The sequence below is a fragment of the Marinobacter sediminum genome, assembly GCF_016820575.1.
Taxonomy (GTDB): Bacteria; Pseudomonadota; Gammaproteobacteria; order Pseudomonadales; family Oleiphilaceae; genus Marinobacter; species Marinobacter sediminum.
Window position 1 is genome coordinate 996,709 of record NZ_JAEMQH010000002.1, and the last position, 15,025, is coordinate 1,011,733.

At 53.7% G+C, this 15,025-nt stretch carries 11 protein-coding genes; 6 read left to right on the forward strand and 5 right to left on the reverse strand.

The window, feature by feature from the left end; genetic code table 11:
• Positions 1-55 precede the first annotated feature (55 nt).
• Positions 56-1,468, reverse strand: a complete 1,413-nt coding sequence (locus tag FGO67_RS11390; RefSeq protein ID WP_203301194.1) for a TrkH family potassium uptake protein — start codon at positions 1,466-1,468, stop codon at positions 56-58.
• A gap of 249 nt (positions 1,469-1,717) precedes the next feature.
• Between FGO67_RS11390 and FGO67_RS11395 the strand changes: the two genes are divergently transcribed.
• The 3 genes from FGO67_RS11395 to FGO67_RS11405 are packed head-to-tail and all read left to right on the forward strand — an operon-like array spanning position 1,718 to position 3,446.
• Positions 1,718-2,260: a porin family protein gene (locus FGO67_RS11395; protein WP_203300801.1), complete on the forward strand. Its 543-nt coding sequence runs from the start codon at positions 1,718-1,720 to the stop codon at positions 2,258-2,260.
• A 23-nt stretch (positions 2,261-2,283) separates the two neighbouring features.
• The gene (locus tag FGO67_RS11400; RefSeq protein WP_203300802.1) at positions 2,284-2,859 is read left to right on the forward strand and encodes an acyl carrier protein phosphodiesterase; all 576 of its coding nucleotides are present in this window, start codon (positions 2,284-2,286) and stop codon (positions 2,857-2,859) included.
• Positions 2,856-3,446: an ATP-dependent zinc protease family protein gene (locus tag FGO67_RS11405; RefSeq protein ID WP_203300803.1), complete on the forward strand. Its 591-nt coding sequence runs from the start codon at positions 2,856-2,858 to the stop codon at positions 3,444-3,446. The genes FGO67_RS11400 and FGO67_RS11405 overlap by 4 nt, the downstream gene beginning before the upstream one ends.
• On the opposite strand, the gene FGO67_RS11410 is transcribed toward FGO67_RS11405, so the two are convergent.
• The 4 genes from FGO67_RS11410 to FGO67_RS11425 form a co-directional block, all read right to left on the reverse strand.
• Entirely contained in the window at positions 3,443-5,002 is a 1,560-nt protein-coding gene (locus FGO67_RS11410; protein WP_203300804.1) for a patatin-like phospholipase family protein, read from the reverse strand. The two genes, FGO67_RS11405 and FGO67_RS11410, sit on opposite strands and share 4 nt — an antisense overlap.
• Positions 5,003-5,114: 112 nt before the next feature.
• Positions 5,115-5,861 carry a CLCA_X family protein gene (locus tag FGO67_RS11415; RefSeq protein WP_338039561.1) on the reverse strand — a complete coding sequence of 249 codons (747 nt, stop codon included), beginning with the start codon at positions 5,859-5,861 and terminating at the stop codon, positions 5,115-5,117.
• Between the two features lie 84 nt (positions 5,862-5,945).
• The gene (locus FGO67_RS11420) at positions 5,946-8,594 is read right to left on the reverse strand and encodes a mechanosensitive ion channel domain-containing protein (protein ID WP_238942339.1); all 2,649 of its coding nucleotides are present in this window, start codon (positions 8,592-8,594) and stop codon (positions 5,946-5,948) included.
• Positions 8,595-8,937: 343 nt separating this feature from the next.
• Positions 8,938-9,162, reverse strand: a complete 225-nt coding sequence (locus tag FGO67_RS11425) for a hypothetical protein (RefSeq protein ID WP_041338465.1) — start codon at positions 9,160-9,162, stop codon at positions 8,938-8,940.
• Positions 9,163-9,411: 249 nt separating this feature from the next.
• Between FGO67_RS11425 and FGO67_RS11430 the strand changes: the two genes are divergently transcribed.
• From FGO67_RS11430 to FGO67_RS11440, 3 genes are all read left to right on the forward strand, one after another.
• A complete protein-coding gene (locus FGO67_RS11430; protein WP_203300806.1) occupies positions 9,412-11,337 on the forward strand; it encodes a methyl-accepting chemotaxis protein in 1,926 nt (641 codons plus the stop codon).
• A 921-nt stretch (positions 11,338-12,258) separates the two neighbouring features.
• On the forward strand, positions 12,259-13,485 hold the full coding sequence (locus FGO67_RS11435) for a tyrosine-type recombinase/integrase (protein ID WP_238942340.1): 1,227 nt from the start codon (positions 12,259-12,261) through the stop codon (positions 13,483-13,485).
• Positions 13,486-14,009: 524 nt separating this feature from the next.
• On the forward strand, positions 14,010-14,843 hold the full coding sequence (locus tag FGO67_RS11440; RefSeq protein ID WP_203300808.1) for a LysR family transcriptional regulator: 834 nt from the start codon (positions 14,010-14,012) through the stop codon (positions 14,841-14,843).
• Positions 14,844-15,025 lie beyond the last annotated feature (182 nt).

The window sequence follows — 15,025 nt, forward strand, 5'->3', positions numbered from 1 at the left end:
CGTCGGTACTCGCTTAGACAGCACCCGTTAAGGCAGTGCTTGTTCAATAATAGCCCTAACTGCGCCAGAAGGCGGGCGACAGTACGATAATGACACTGAGGATTTCCAGGCGACCCATCAGCATGCCGACTGAGAGTAACCATTTGGCGCCGTCTGGCAGGGGACCAAAGTTCCCAGAGGGACCGATGATGTCACCTAGCCCTGGGCCGACATTGGTCAGCGACGACAAGGCACCCGACAACGAGGTGATGAAGTCCAGCTGCATAGCGGCGAGTGCCACCGTAATCACCAGTAGGGAAAGCAGGAAAATGAAGCTGTAGGCGATCATGGACGAGATGATTTCGTCACTGACCGCCCGGCCGTTGTAGTTCCGCGTCAATACCGCACGAGGGTGAAGCAAGCGCATCAACTGCTCTCTTAGGATGATGATCGAGAGCTGGAAGCGGAAGACCTTCATGCCACCGGAGGTTGAGCCCGAACAGCCGCCGATGAACATCAGGAAGAAGAACAGCACGAAGGCTAATGGACCCCAGGCCGAGTAATCCTCAGAGGCGTAGCCGGTGGTGGTTACTACCGAGGTTACGTTGAACAGAGTAGAGGCGTAGTTGTGCAGTGGGTCAAAGGGCACCGGCGACACGGCCCACCGGTAAAGGGTCAACACCGCCGGAATCAGCAGCAGTAACGTCAGCAGAAACCGCACCTGCTGGTCACGAAACAACACGCCATGTTGTCCGTGCATCTCCCGAACAAACAGGAAAAACGGCAGGCTGCCCAGAATCATGAACAGGGTTGCTTCCATCAAGATCAGGTCACTGAACTTGCCCATGGACATGTCTGAGGTGGAAAAACCGCCGGTGGCGATACTGGTCAGGCCATGATTGAAGGCATCAAACAGGGTCATCCCGGAGACCCAGTAGGTCAGCACCGCGACAATGGAAAAGATAATGTAAACCACCAGCAGCCCTCGGCTGAGGGTCTTCATGCGGGGCAGGGCCTTATCGGTCCACTCAGAGGATTCGGTGGCAAAGAGCCGCATACCGCCAACACGCAGGAACGGCAGAACCGCAACGAACATTCCGATTATCCCGATACCCCCGATCCACTGAAGAATGGAGCGCCACAAAAGCAAGTCCCGGTCCATGGTATCCAGACCGCTGAGCACGGTTGCCCCTGTGGTGGTTATACCGGAGGTTGCCTCAAAAACGGCATCCGGCGCGGAGATGTTGTTGCCACTGAGATAAAAGGGCAAGGCAGAGCAAAGGGTGAGGATGAACCAACTGGAAACCGTCAGGACAAACATGTACCGGGGCTTGAGATCCCGAGGTTGCCGATAAGTGGCAACGATGCCAAAAATTCCAAGGCCACACACAATGCTGGCCGATTCCGCAAACGCCGAGGCATTAGGCGCAATAGAACCTGCCAGAAAAATGACCGGTAACGTCATGAAAATGCTTAAAAGCACAAACATGACACTGACGATGAATATTACGGGATAGAGGTTTCTCAAAGAATGCTCAGGCCAGCTGAAACAAGAGTGGCGTCAGAATACCTGTGGGTGCCCGCTTCCGCAACAAAACGGCACTTACAGGTTGCGAATTAACAGAGCATTAAATCACTGTAAAAAAGGGGTAAATAGGGATCTTGGCTCTGGTATTGCCCGTGTTATTGGTGCAACTTCTAAAAAGAGCCACACTTTGCTCGATAAGGAGAACAAGCAATGAAACACTCACGTTCACTTGCCGTAGTCCTGGCCTCAGGCCTTTTTGCCGCCAGTGCAGCCAGCGCTCAAGATATGTACAAATCCGGGTTAGGTGGGGTTTACACCGGCCTTAACTACACCTTTATGAGTCTCGACGCCGGAGGCGAAGACGCTGACGTGGGTACGCTCTCAGCCAAAGCCGGGGTTATGGCCACTCCGTTTCTGGGCTTCGAAGCCCGCGGCGGATTTGGCGTGGATGACGATCGCGTTCGCGGAATCGATTATTCCGTCGACAACTTCTTCGGTGGCTATGCCACGTTCAACATCGCGAACGAATCCCCAATAACGCCTTACGCGGTGCTGGGCTTCACCCGTGTTGAAGTTGAGGCGGAAGGGCCATTCAACACCGTTACCGATGACGAGAGCGACGTATCTTACGGTGTCGGCCTGAACATGGAGTTCGCACGCAATGTCTCTGGCAACCTTGAGTACATGCGTTACTATGACGACGATGACGTTACCGTAGACGGTCTCGGAGTTGGCGTTCAGTTCAACTTCTGATCCTATAATCGCCAGGAGCTTGCTTGAATCACCTTGCCCATGTTTTTCTCGCGCCGGATTCCCCCGAGGCCAGAGTGGGCAGTATTCTTGGCGATTTTACCCGGGGTATTGATGTGTCCCTGCTGCCCGTTCCGGTGCAGCAGGGCATCCGCCATCACCGGGCGGTGGATAGCTTTACCGACCAGCACCCTGAGGTTCTTGCCAGCAAGGCCATCTTTTCAAGGCAGCGGCGCCGGTTCGCCGGCGTAGCCCTCGACATTCTGTACGATCACTATCTGTTAAGGCATTGGCAACGTTTTAGCCAGACCGATCGTGGTATCTTTGTCGAAGGTATTTACCAGGAACTTCAACGTAATGAGCACCTGATGCCGGAGAAAATGGCACAGGTGACACGACGCATGGTGGAGCACGACTGGTTTGGTGCATATCGAGATCTGGAGAGTATTGGCTATGCCCTCGATCGCGTTGCCGGTCGCATTCGGTTCGCCAACAAGTTCACCGGGATGATTGACGAAATCCGGGCAAATGATGTTGAACTGGAAAAACGGTTTCTTCGCTTTTTCCCCGATTTACAGTCCTTTGCAGGAGATTTTGAATGAAATTTTTAACGTCACTGGCACTCGCATTTTCCTTGGCTCTGCCGGCAGGCGCCGCATTCGCGAAAGCCTCTGAGGATTCGGAAAAACCCGTTCCGGAAACCCTCGGCTTTGTTGAATGGTTGGTCATGAACGACACCAGCGTGCGCCTAAAGGCCCGCCTGGACACAGGGGCCAAGACCTCGTCACTGCACGCAGTGAACGTGGAAGGTTTCAAAAAGGGCGAAGAAGAGTGGGTGAAGTTCCAGCTGCCGCTGGGAGACCATGAAGACCAGCCCAGCGAGGGCACTATTGAACACGAAGATGTCATCCTGGAATTCGAGCGCCCGGTACATCGGACCGTGCTGATCAAGCGGAAGAGCGCGCCGTCGCAGCGCCGGTACGTGGTGAAAATGAACTTCTGCATTGCCGGTACCGTGCACGAAACCCAGTTTTCACTGACCGACCGCGGCAACTTCAAATACCCTGTGCTACTGGGCCGTCGCTTCATGCGCGATGACAACATCCTCATCGACTCTGCCGACAGCTTCATCGCTGAGCGCGAGTGTGAATACAACACGCTTGAGGAAATTGCCGCCCAAGTGGACTAACAGGGCACGGAGGGGAGCGTCAGCCTGCGACGCTCTCCTTTGCTTTGCTCGCTACTATTTCGCGCTCCGCCATTTCGCTTCCCACCGCTGGGGCGCACACCGAATTCCTTCTGATCCAGCGATTCCAGGATGGAATCCAGTTCCTGGCCTATCAGGGTGGCATTACGAATCATCGCCAGTTTAGGCCAGGTATTGCGCTTGCCCGCAAGCACGAGATTTTCGATTTCCTCCTCCCCGTGGTAACTGAACAGCACATTGCGCCAGTGGAAGTTCTTCTTCTCAAGGATAATATTCACATCGCCCGTATAGCTTTGATTCAGCACGCCGTGCGCCATCAAAATGGCCGGACTGATGAGTGAGACGCCGACCCGAGTCAGGTAGTGCTCCAGGCCACTGAGCAGATCCGTTGCTACATCGGTCATCATGGTATTGGTCATGGTTCGAATGCGTCGGCGTGTACGCAGCTTCGGATCGTCTACAAATGGCACGGCCACCGGATTAATCATACTGACGATGTAGTGATTGACCCCAAACAGCCGGGATAATCGCTTGGCCGGCAGGTCCTCGGCAAAGGAGCCGTCCACCCATTTTCGAGTAGGCAAATAGGGCTTGGGTTTGCCATCGGCACCGCGCGCATACAGAGTGACCGGTGGCACCACGCCCGGAACACTGCCAGACGCATCCATGGCCGAGCGGATATACACGTTTGGCGAGGTAATAGCATTCATCAAACGGGAATTCTGGTGTTTCTCAGCCGGCGCAATTGAGATATTGATGTAACGGCCAGTGTGCTCGTAGGCTTCCTGGAACGTCATTTGGTTGTCGATGCCATCCAATGCGCACTGTTTAATCGACAGCGGCGAAACCCCGGGTTCCAGGCCCGCCAGTACCCTCAAAGGATTCAAGTGTATTGGCAAATCGTAGCGGTAGTCCCCGATGACACCTGATTTCAGTTCTTCGTTGGTGTACATCGCCAACAACCCCGACACCCAGGCACCGGCACTGGCCCCCGAAATCACGTTCGGCAGCAGATCCTGCTCAATAAGCGTTTGCACGACACCATGGTGGGAATAGATCAGGCCGGCACCGCCACTGAGCATGAGTGCGGAGCGGCCGTAGCAGTGGCTAGCCCGGCGGAAGAAATCAACTTTATCCTGCAGTGAAATCTTGTTCGAGGGCGAGCGGGCAACCACCCAGAGGGCATCGGCAATGGCTGTGACGTAGTCGTCAATCAGGCATTTGGTACCTGTCATCGCCCGGTCGTAGAGAATCGGGCGGCCGATGCCGCTCATGTTGCCATGAATGCCTTCGTTCAGGGCGTACAGCAGTTCTTCGTGATTCTTGTCGTTGAGGAGAGTGACCAGTTGCTCATAGCGAGCCCGGATATCGAGGAAATCGTAGAACTCTGAAGCATCGTTCTGGCGCCAGGCCTCCGCGCCAGAGAGGTTATCGAGGGCCAAAGCAGCGCCGTACCAATCCTGAAAGTTGGTAGCGGTTCGTAAGCACTGTCGCAATTCCTGCAGGCTGAATCCGTTCTGCTTCTTCAAGGACATCATCGGTTAATACCGTTGTCCTATGCCGAGAAATTCACATTTAGATCAACGCATTGTCGTATTTTTAGGATTCGCGTTGTCTACCCGGTCCCTCCGGATTCTTGAAGTATGGCCCTCAATGTTTACTACTGCCAGTTAATGAAGCCTTACCCAGTGCCCGGCCAAGCTGAGCGAAATAGTCGCCGAAGGCCTGAGCGACCTGATCACGCTGCTCACCTTCGGGATACAGCCCAAGCTGGGCCTCCGGGGACGAACGGGTGCCTCTGACCAGAAAGCTGTTATAGGGCGCGCTGTCTTCAATGAAAGCTTCAAAGGCGCGGGCACACATTTCCTCTGGCCGTGCCCAATAAAGAACCTGCTGCTCTCTATCCACTTTTTGCGATGACCGGAACAGCTCGCTCGGCTGGGTGCCGTCTTTGCTCAGTAAAATGGCCTCAAAGCATCGGAAAAGCAGGGAGGTGAGTGAGTGTGACTTATAGGCCTGGCTATCAAGCCACAGTGAGCTGGCAAAGGCCTGGCGACTCGGCTGCACAAAGACTTTGCCGGCAATGTAGTGGTCAAAGGCGTGAAACCATTCGTGGGCCAGGCTACCTGCGCCTGCGTTCTTGGCCAGCGCCAATTGCCGGGTGGCAGGAATGTAGTGGGCACACACGCCAAGCTGACCGCCAATGCCATATTGCAGGCCCAACGAGCTTTTTAGCGAGATGACTTCTTCAGGCACATGAAGGGTATTCATCAGGGTAATCAGGGCATCATGAAACCGCACCGCGGCCCGGTCACGCTCTGCTTCGGTAACCCATCGCCCGATTTCAATGCTCCGGAAATCGTACCGGCGTCGGATGTGCACAAATGAAACGGTCACTAACTACCTCAGGCCAGATACTGTATGAATAGCCAGTATGGTAGAGAAGGGGCAGGGCCGTTGCAATGGATGTCGGAACGGATTTTACTCGGGTTGGCCAGTCTCCTTGCGCACGGGTTCCGTTCGGATGTGAATATCCCGTTGCGGGAAGGGGATTTGGATGCCCGCTTCTTCCAGTGTGCGGGTGATGGCCGAGTGCAGTTCATGGGACAGCGGCATGAAATCCAACAAATCCCGAACAAACACGCGCACCTCGAAATCGATTTTACTGTCACCCAGCTCAACGCAGAACACCGCCGGTGCAGGCTCTTCAACAACCCGTTCGTTTTCGACGGCTACCTGGTACAGCAACTCCTGAACCTTATCGACATCGGAGCCATAGGCAACGCCCACGCGAATGATCACCCGGGTGATGGGGTCGGACAAGGTCCAGTTGGTTAAATCCTGGGTGACGAAGGTTTTGTTGGGAATGATCTGCTCTTTGCGATCCCAATCCACCAGGGTGGTTGCCCGAATGCGAATGCGCGAAACCGTGCCGGTAATGCCGCCAATGGTGACCGTATCTCCAACCCGGATCGGGCGCTCGAACAGCAGAATAATCCCCGAAACAAAGTTGGCGACAATCTCCTGCAGACCAAAGCCGAGGCCAACACCCAGGGCGGCCACCAACCATTGCAGTTTGGACCATTGGAAGCCGAGCCCGGCAAGCGCGGCGGCAATGCCGATCAAGACGATGGTGTAGGTGGCCAGCGTGGTGATGGCGTAACCCACACCCGGCTCCAGGTTTAGCCGGCTCAGGAACACCACTTCCATAGTGCCCGGCAGGTTACGGGCCGCCAGAACCGTGCCAACGCCGATGGCCAGGGCAATCATCAGGTCGCCGAGATTGATTGGAACCGGGCTTTCACCTTCAATCCCGGTGCTGATCGTCCATAGGGTTATCTCATCGAAGATTCCCAGTGCGGGAAAAACGTTGTCCCACAGCGCCCAAAGCCCGGCGGCGGCCAAAATCAGCGAGAAAATCTTCAGCACGGTTTCACTTTGCTGGCTGATGTCATCGATATCCCGCTGGGGCATTTCGTAGTTCATCGGCACGCCTTCGCCTGAGGTTTCCGCGGCTTCGCGGGTTTCGGCGATCTTGCGCTCCGCTTCCCGGTTCTCGATGACGCGCTTGAGGGTCATCCGGCGCTCCCGAACGGTAAGACTGCGCAAACCCAGGTAATGCAGCAGGATGACGCACGCCAGCCAGCACAGACTGATGAACATCAGCCCCTCAAAACGTACTGCAGTGTAGTGGTAGCCCCAGAGTGAAATGAAGGCCAGAATGAGCGGCATGGCGACCGCGAACCCATGAAGAAGCTTGAGTATTTTTCGGTTGGGCTGGTCCTTGCGCACCGCCGACATAAAGCGCTGGGCAAAGAAAGCGAGGGCGATTGACGCTATCGCAAACAGCAGTCGCCCCAGGCTGTCGCTGAATGCGGCGCCCTTGGTGGTGGTCATCGTTGGCATCACCACAATGATCGGGATGAGCACGGCCAGCAACATCGGGATCTGTTTACGAAGCACCCTCAGCGTATTTGATTTCCACTGGAAGTGACGCTCACCCAAGCCCTTGTTGTAGGCCACGGTGTAGATGCCCCGCAGAAGGAATGCCACAAATGCCGCGTTGGAAAGACCACGGGAAAGCGCGTGCAAGAACCGGTTACCGCCCTCCAGGGCCAAATGCCCGATGGTCAGCGTAATCACACCCGGCAAGGCCAGCAACAAACTGTATATGAGCGCAGAAAACGTAAATTGCCAACGATCCCGGCGCACATTGCCAACGTGGTAGCCGGTGTCGACGAGCGCCTTACGAAGCGCTCGGCGGCGGATCGCCATGATCAGCAGTAGGGCGGTTAGCAGGCTCATGAGGGGCCAGTTCTCATCGATCGATACAGAAACAGCTTCCTTCAAAGACTCCCATTTAAAGCCAGAGACAAACCAGGCAAGCCCGCGATAGACCTCACTGAAAATGGTCAGATCGACTCTTTCCGTGCTGGGCAGCCAAAACAGCCTTTGCTGGAGCAGTGTTTGATAGGCTTCAAGCCGGTCCTGGAGCTGAATGACAATGTTGTAGTACTCGTTCAGCACCTCAATATGCTTGGTGACCGTGCTGTGTAATTGCCGAAGAAGCTGCGCACGCTTCACTGCGAGCCTTCCACGGGCATCGTCGTCGGGTTCAATCACCGCTTCAAACTCTTCCAGCCGCAACTGTTCTTCACGCGCCGCCGACAATTGTGCGGTGATACCTTTGGTGAGCCCGGCGGCTATGGTCTGGTCTCGCAAACGCTCGAGCCGCTGTCGCAGCAGATTCGCGTAGTCATCTGTCAGATTCAGTCCGGCGCGCTCCAGGCGGAGCTCAAAACTTTCGTACTCGTTATTCAGACGATTCAACAGCGACTCGGCGTAGTCCAGCCTTTGTTCACTCAGGCTGAGGGCATGTTGCCGGCCGTCGAGCGCATCCCGCAGTTTTTGAATCTGTTGCTGAATATCGGCGGTTTTTGGCGTTGGCAGAGTGCTTTTCAGAGGTTCATCTGGTGCTTCTATTTCAGGTTTTACCGGCTCGAGCTGCGGCTCCGGCTCTTCTTCTGCCTCGTCTTCTGAGGTCTCAGCCTTTGCGTCTTCATCTTCCGCCGGTGGGAATCGTTCGGTTTCGGTCTGTACGGGCGGGAGCAAGTCATCGAGTGCGGCCAATGTGGTGTCAGCATGGCTCGACCCTGTGACAAGGACTAGCGCGAAAAAGATGGTCTGAAGAAAAGGGCTTTTCATCTTGGCGAGATAATCTCGGGCGGATTTTCTACAGTCTAGCGGAATCAGCAGTGGGGCCAAATTGGCAAAACGTAATGCCCGCTCCCCATGAAGTTCCGTGGCCGTTATCAGTTGTGAACTTCGGCCCGAACTGGGGGATCGCGATGTGAGACTTTCTTCGGGAACTCTTGCGGCAGAAAACCACCCGTGCGGGCGGCATTGGAAGGCTAGTTAACGGCGGGAGCAAAGCGGGGAAGGAAGGCAGACTTCTTTCCCCGCTTTCTGATAATCAGGCTTTTTGCAGATCTCTCAGCCTTGCCTGTTCATCCAGGTGCGCCAGGTTCTTGTCCTGCCAAGCCTCTTCGGCACCATGAACGAACGGTGGCCAGGTGCGCGGATCGTTCGACAACTTATCAATGCCAATCTCTTTGGCCGCCTCGGCAATCGTTTCGTTGACGTTCAGTCCTTGCTGCCAGCATTTGGCACCAAAATATTGTCCTTTTCTTTCGCTCATCGTGTTCTGCCTTTTTCAAATGTGCACCGAACCCTAGTGCAACTTCTAGGCTCCTGCCATCCGTGATTTCTCGGAGCTATCAACTTCAGACTAGTCGCTGCGTCAGCGGTTTTATCCGGCTCGCCACTCATTTTAGGAAAAACCTAATGTTACGATTTTGCTAGCCGTCAAGGATTCAAAGAGCCTATGAAGTAGGGAATACTTCAGTAGTGGGTCAGACTTAAACCAATTAAAAAACGGGGAATACCGATGTCTATCCGTAAGCTTTTCATTGCCTCTGTATCCGCTTTGCTTCTGGTTATCACCATTGTGGCCAGCGTTATGGTTGCCATGGATTCCGAAACGACGATTACGACGGAGGTTCTGGAAAAGCGGGATGACCTAACAGATGAGATTGAAAGTCTGCTGACGGTGACGGACAACTTGATGTCCAAGCGCGTCGAAAATTCTTTGAATTTGTTGACAGAGAGAGGCAATCGGCTGGGTACACCCCGAATTGAGGGCCGCCAGTCTGTCGGTGGCACTGACGCGCCAGCGCTGTATCTGGGCGATGAGTTGATCAACAACAATTTCGATCTGGTCGACAGCGTGACCCAGGTCATGGGCGGCACCGCCACCCTGTTTGTCCGTGATGGAGGAGAATTTATCCGGGTCTCCACCAATGTGAAGAAGTCCGACGGCTCCCGCGCCATTGGAACAAAGCTCAACATGAATGGTGGCGCAGGCAAGGCAATCAGCAGAGGTGAGGCATTCTTTGGCCAGGTGGATATCCTTGGCAATCCTTACCTTACCGCTTACAGCCCGATTCGCAATTCGGCCGGAAACATCATGGGTATCTGGTACGTTGGTTATTCCGCTGACCTGACAGAGCTCGTGGACTCAATTACCAGCAGTGCACTTTTGGAAAATGGATTTGCTGCTCTTATTGATGATCGCGGCCGCCTGCGCATGCACTCCGATAACATCAAAACAGAGGCCCTTGAAAACATTCTGGAAAACGAAAGCGAAGAGTGGCATTTGCATCGAGCCGATTTTGAACCCTGGGGGTACGAAATCGTTACAGGCTATTCCGACAGCGAAGTCTCAGGCATGGTTGCAGCGAAAACAGGAAGTGCGGTGCTGGCCATTGCTATCGGCGGTCTGATCCTCGTTATTGCACTGAGTTTCCTCACTCAGATTGTGGTGGCCAGACCTCTTGACCAAATGATTTCAACAATCGAGGGGATTTCAGAAGGCGAGGGAGATCTTACCGTTCGCTTTAACTGGGATTCCAAAAACGAGCTGGGCCGCATGGCTGCCGGCTTTGACAGCCTTCTGGATCGACTTCAAGCAACGATATCCGATACGAAAGGTTCGTCAAAGAGCCTGTTGCAGTCAGCTGAAAAGCTCAAAGGAATCGCTTCCGATAGCGCATCGGTTGTCTCTCAGCAGACGGAGGAGACCGAGCAGGTTGCCACCGCAATGAACGAAATGGCCGCAACAGCGCAGTCAGTGGCCGAAAGCTCAGCCCGGGCTGAGAGCATTGCCAAAGATGCTGATTCGCTTGCGGAAGATGGTCAGGCTCTGATCGATAAGACCACCCATACAATTCAGCGCCAGCTCGATAACAACCAAACCTCCGTCAAAACAAGCGCCTCATTGCAAAGTGCCTCCGAGAATATTGGGAGTATTCTGTCTGTGATCGAAAACATTGCTGAGCAGACCAATCTATTGGCCCTGAACGCGGCCATTGAGGCGGCCCGGGCAGGTGAGCACGGCCGAGGCTTCGCCGTGGTGTCTGATGAGGTTCGGCAACTGGCCAGCAGAACTCAGGCTTCGATCAAGGAAATTCAAGACCAAATCCATCAACTTCAGGACGGTGTCGTAGGTGTTTCCGACGTCATCAACAGAGGAAGTGAGCTGGCAACAGAAGCCAGCGAAATGATCAAAGAAACTGGGGTCGCCATTCAAAATTTACGGGACAGTGTACGGAACATTCGAGACACCAATATCGAAATGGCGAGTGCCGCCGAGCAACAGAGCCAGGTGTCTGAAGACATCAATCAACGTCTCGAGCACATTCGAAGGATGGCGTCGAATAGTCACCAAAATTCTGCGGCTACCAGTGATGCAGCTGAAACGCTGCAGCAGCTTGCCGATGAGCTTCAAGCCCAGTTGCAGCATTACAAAGCGTGACCTGGGAAAAGCACCAAGCAGTTCTCAATACGGCGTTCTCTTGATGATTGTTCGCTACCTTGGCCGGGTCGCCAAGGTAGCGAACGGAAGATAATTCATAGTTACTGGGCGAGAGCGGCATTCACAGGAATCCAATAAGCCCTTAGCTTCACCATACAATATTTAACATAATATACATTATGCGCAGTGCAGGATCTTAATCAGGACGATAGTAACGGTTATTGCATACGCGTGGAGCAGCCATCCTTTCGTATAATAAGCACACTATCGAAACGGGCCTCATTCTTTAACAAGAGGCACAAAACTGTTCTTCCAACACGACAGTCCTTCTGAGTTTTGAGAAGTGGATCCGAACGGAAGAACCAATGGAGGTTAACCAAGCTATGAATCTTATTCCTGTAATTACCCTGTTCGGCGGCCTGACAGCATTCTTTACTCTGGCCGTTACACTGAGATTCGCACTTGCCAAATCTCAGGCAGTCGAGACTCAAAACGACAACCAGCTCGCTGGCTCGTAATTAGTTCGATGCAAAACGTCGCACCCGGTTGAGATTCTCAGCCGGGCTGCTCCTTCAGCTCTTATCCTGCCGTACGAAAATCCTGAAACTTCATCCCCAGTGTATTGCGGTCAAATCGAACCGCCAACCTCTGAGCTTCAACGAGCTCTGATCTTACTATCCGACCCGAAGCGCTGACATAGGCATTGAGCTAATGCCTGGAATCGTTCTATCTGTCGTTTAATTGAAACCAGGGCCACGTTAGTTACACGTCGAGGTTATTCCGGTAATATCCTGATTTTACGAGGATATAGCCGATGTCCAATATTTAGGAGTATTGGACATTTTGGCTCACCCCGCAATTTCACATTCCAGCCAAAGATCATTTCCAATGAGCTCCAAAGCCAGATTTCCAGGTTTCCCTTTGTTTGATACTGCCGAACTGATTCACGAGCAGTCAGATCTTGAGCTTTACCCGGATTTGCAGGCGCGTCTGATGGCCTTACCGCTCTCTCATCGCGAGGACTTTCAGGTAGCTCAACGGTTTCTCGTCAAATACAGCGATGTTTCAGGGACCTACAACCGCTTCCGAAGCGAAATTCAACGATTTCTCAACTACACCTGGCACATTGCAAAGCGCAACCTTTCCCAGTCGGACGGTGACCTACTCAGCAGTTATTTTTCGTTTTTGAAGAATCCGCCGACCACCTGGGTGTCTCGGGGTATCTATCCGGCCTTTGTCGACAGCAGTAACCTGAGGCGCCAAAACCCGGATTGGCGGCCAATGGCTCAGCGCTCGAAAGACTCCAATGGCCCCTACTCCGTTGCTCAGGCCAGCCTCAACGCCAGTCGAACCGCATTACAAACCTTCTTCAAGTACCTGCTGTTGCAGGATTATTTGCAACGGAATCCACTGCTTGATGTCCGCAAACGGGATCGAAATGCCAGACCAAGCCTCGATAAAGATTCTGATGCCGAAGTGCGACGTCTCACCGATTGGCAGTGGTCCTATCTGCTGGAAACGCTCACCCAATTGGCCAGCACCAACCCAAAATTCGAGCGGAATCTGTTTGTCATCGTGACGATGAAAAGCCTTTTCCTCAGAGTCAGTGAGTTGGCCCCGAGGCTCGTCGATCGAGGACAGATTCGGACTCCAAGTTTCGGTGATTTCAGGCGAACGATCGTGGATGGCGAGGCGTACTGGGTTTACTCCATCTTCGGCAAAGGCGATAAGACCCGTCAGGTCACGCTGCCCGATGCCTATCTGAGTTACCTGAAGCGTTGGCGGCAATATCTCGGGCTCACATCTCCCCTGCCCGTTCCCGGTGAATCTACCCCCGTTTTGCCCTCTGCCAAGGGCGATGCCATTGGTAAACGCCAGGTGCAACGCATTTACGAGCAATCGTTGGTTGCCACGGCCGATCGAATGCAGCAGGAGGGCTATGTCGACGAAGCAAAGCAGTTGCTGGCCATCCGCACGGAAACCCACTACCTGCGGCATACCGGCGCCAGCCAGGCCATTGAGGCCGGTGCAGATATCCGGCACATCAGTGAAGAATTGGGCCACGCGAATGCGACATTTACGGAGTCTGTGTACGTCAATTCAGAGCAGGCACGCAGACGTACCGAGGGTCGCAGGCGATTGGTTTGAGGCGCGACGGTGCTCTTCAAGGCTTACAGATCCGGAAAAATCCAACAATAAAGAAAGCTCTAATCTGCAGCCAGATCTAGCTTCCTGAGAGCGGTTATCCTCATGACGTAAAAAATCTTAATACCAGCCGCCCATATTGGGATTGAAAGGTGCGCGAGTACCTGTCCTGCCAGAGAAATTGTAGATCCCCACAGATACGCAACAAGAACAGACGCGCCCAATGCTGCTACCGAAATGATCAATCCCCAGTTAGAACCGGTCAGTAATCTATTCATCAACCTTCACCTATCACAGAAACAGCTTGCAACGTTTTCGGCGCTCCAGCCTGGCTGTATTGCCGACTCGTGCAACTCGGGATTTAGGCAACCGCGAAATGCACAGAGAGGTTGTCCGTCGTGGAGCTTTTCCATATGTCTCGAGGCTGTCCAGTATGAACTGACTTTTTCATCTGTAATAATGAATTGTCTTGCGTTTTAATATCGATAACATTGAATTTAAACACACTAAAAAGCCAGGTGACGTAAGTGGATATCGAACTCGCACGCACTTTTCTGGAGATTGTTCGCACTGGCAGTTTCATGGCTTCAGCGCAAAGGTTGCACATTACCCAGACGACAGTTACCGCTCGAATTCAGAACCTTGAAAGTCAGTTAGGATGTCGTCTCTTCATCCGTAATCGAAGTGGCGCCAAACTAACACCGGATGGGGAGCGGTTTGCAGCTCGGGCCAGCCAGCTTGTTCAGACCTGGGATGCGGCTCGTCGCGAACTACCGCTCCCTGATGACTCCGACAGCGTGATCACACTGGGCGCTGAAACCAGCCTTTGGGATCCTTTGATGTTGGATTGGCTGTCCGCGCTGAAAGACGATGCGCCCAATCTCGCTTTGCGAGTTGAGGTCAGCGAACCCGAAACGCTCCATGAATGTTTGGAACAGGGCGTGATGGATGCCGCTCTGGTGCACCAACCCAATTACTGGCCTGGACTGCAAATTGAGCAGCTGCTGGAAGAGAAGTTAATACTGGTAAAAACGAAGGAAAAATCAGGACCGTACGTCTATGTCGACTGGGGGCCTCATTTCCGGCAACAGCATGATGCGGCCTACCCGGAGAAGGCCCGCTCGCGCATGAATTTCACCTTAGGCCCCCTTGCGATTCAGCATCTTCTGCGAAATGGAGGTAGCGGCTATTTTAGGACCCGAGTGGCACAACCCTATTTGGATAGCGGATTGCTCGAACGCGTGGCAGATGCCCCGGAATTTAGCTATCCAGCCTACCTGGTTTACCCGCGTGTTTCCGAGACATCCAAGCTGGACACTGTGGTCGAATCGCTGCACCGCGCAGTTGCGGCTGAAAATTAGCGCTTAACTGCCCCACTCTTTACCCTTCCCCCTGCTTTTTGTTCCGAACTCCCTCCAAGACGGCCATGTGTAGCCAGCTGGTCAATCGGAGAGCTTTCCGTTCATTTCGTCACCGTTCTTATAGTATTTGGGCCTATCCCTACTGATCGAATTTTGACCTGCATCATGGCTCCTGAACCGCT

Bases quoted from the DNA above. Each gene is read 5' to 3' on its own strand.
- FGO67_RS11405 (WP_203300803.1), top strand. From the start codon at position 2,856: ATGAAATTTTTAACGTCACTGGCACTCGCATTTTCCTTGGCTCTGCCG.
- FGO67_RS11425 (WP_041338465.1), bottom strand. From the start codon at position 9,162: ATGAGCGAAAGAAAAGGACAATATTTTGGTGCCAAATGCTGGCAGCAA.
- FGO67_RS11430 (WP_203300806.1), top strand. From the start codon at position 9,412: ATGTCTATCCGTAAGCTTTTCATTGCCTCTGTATCCGCTTTGCTTCTG.
- FGO67_RS11390 (WP_203301194.1), bottom strand. From the start codon at position 1,468: ATGTTTGTGCTTTTAAGCATTTTCATGACGTTACCGGTCATTTTTCTG.
- FGO67_RS11395 (WP_203300801.1), top strand. From the start codon at position 1,718: ATGAAACACTCACGTTCACTTGCCGTAGTCCTGGCCTCAGGCCTTTTT.
- FGO67_RS11410 (WP_203300804.1), bottom strand. From the start codon at position 5,002: ATGATGTCCTTGAAGAAGCAGAACGGATTCAGCCTGCAGGAATTGCGA.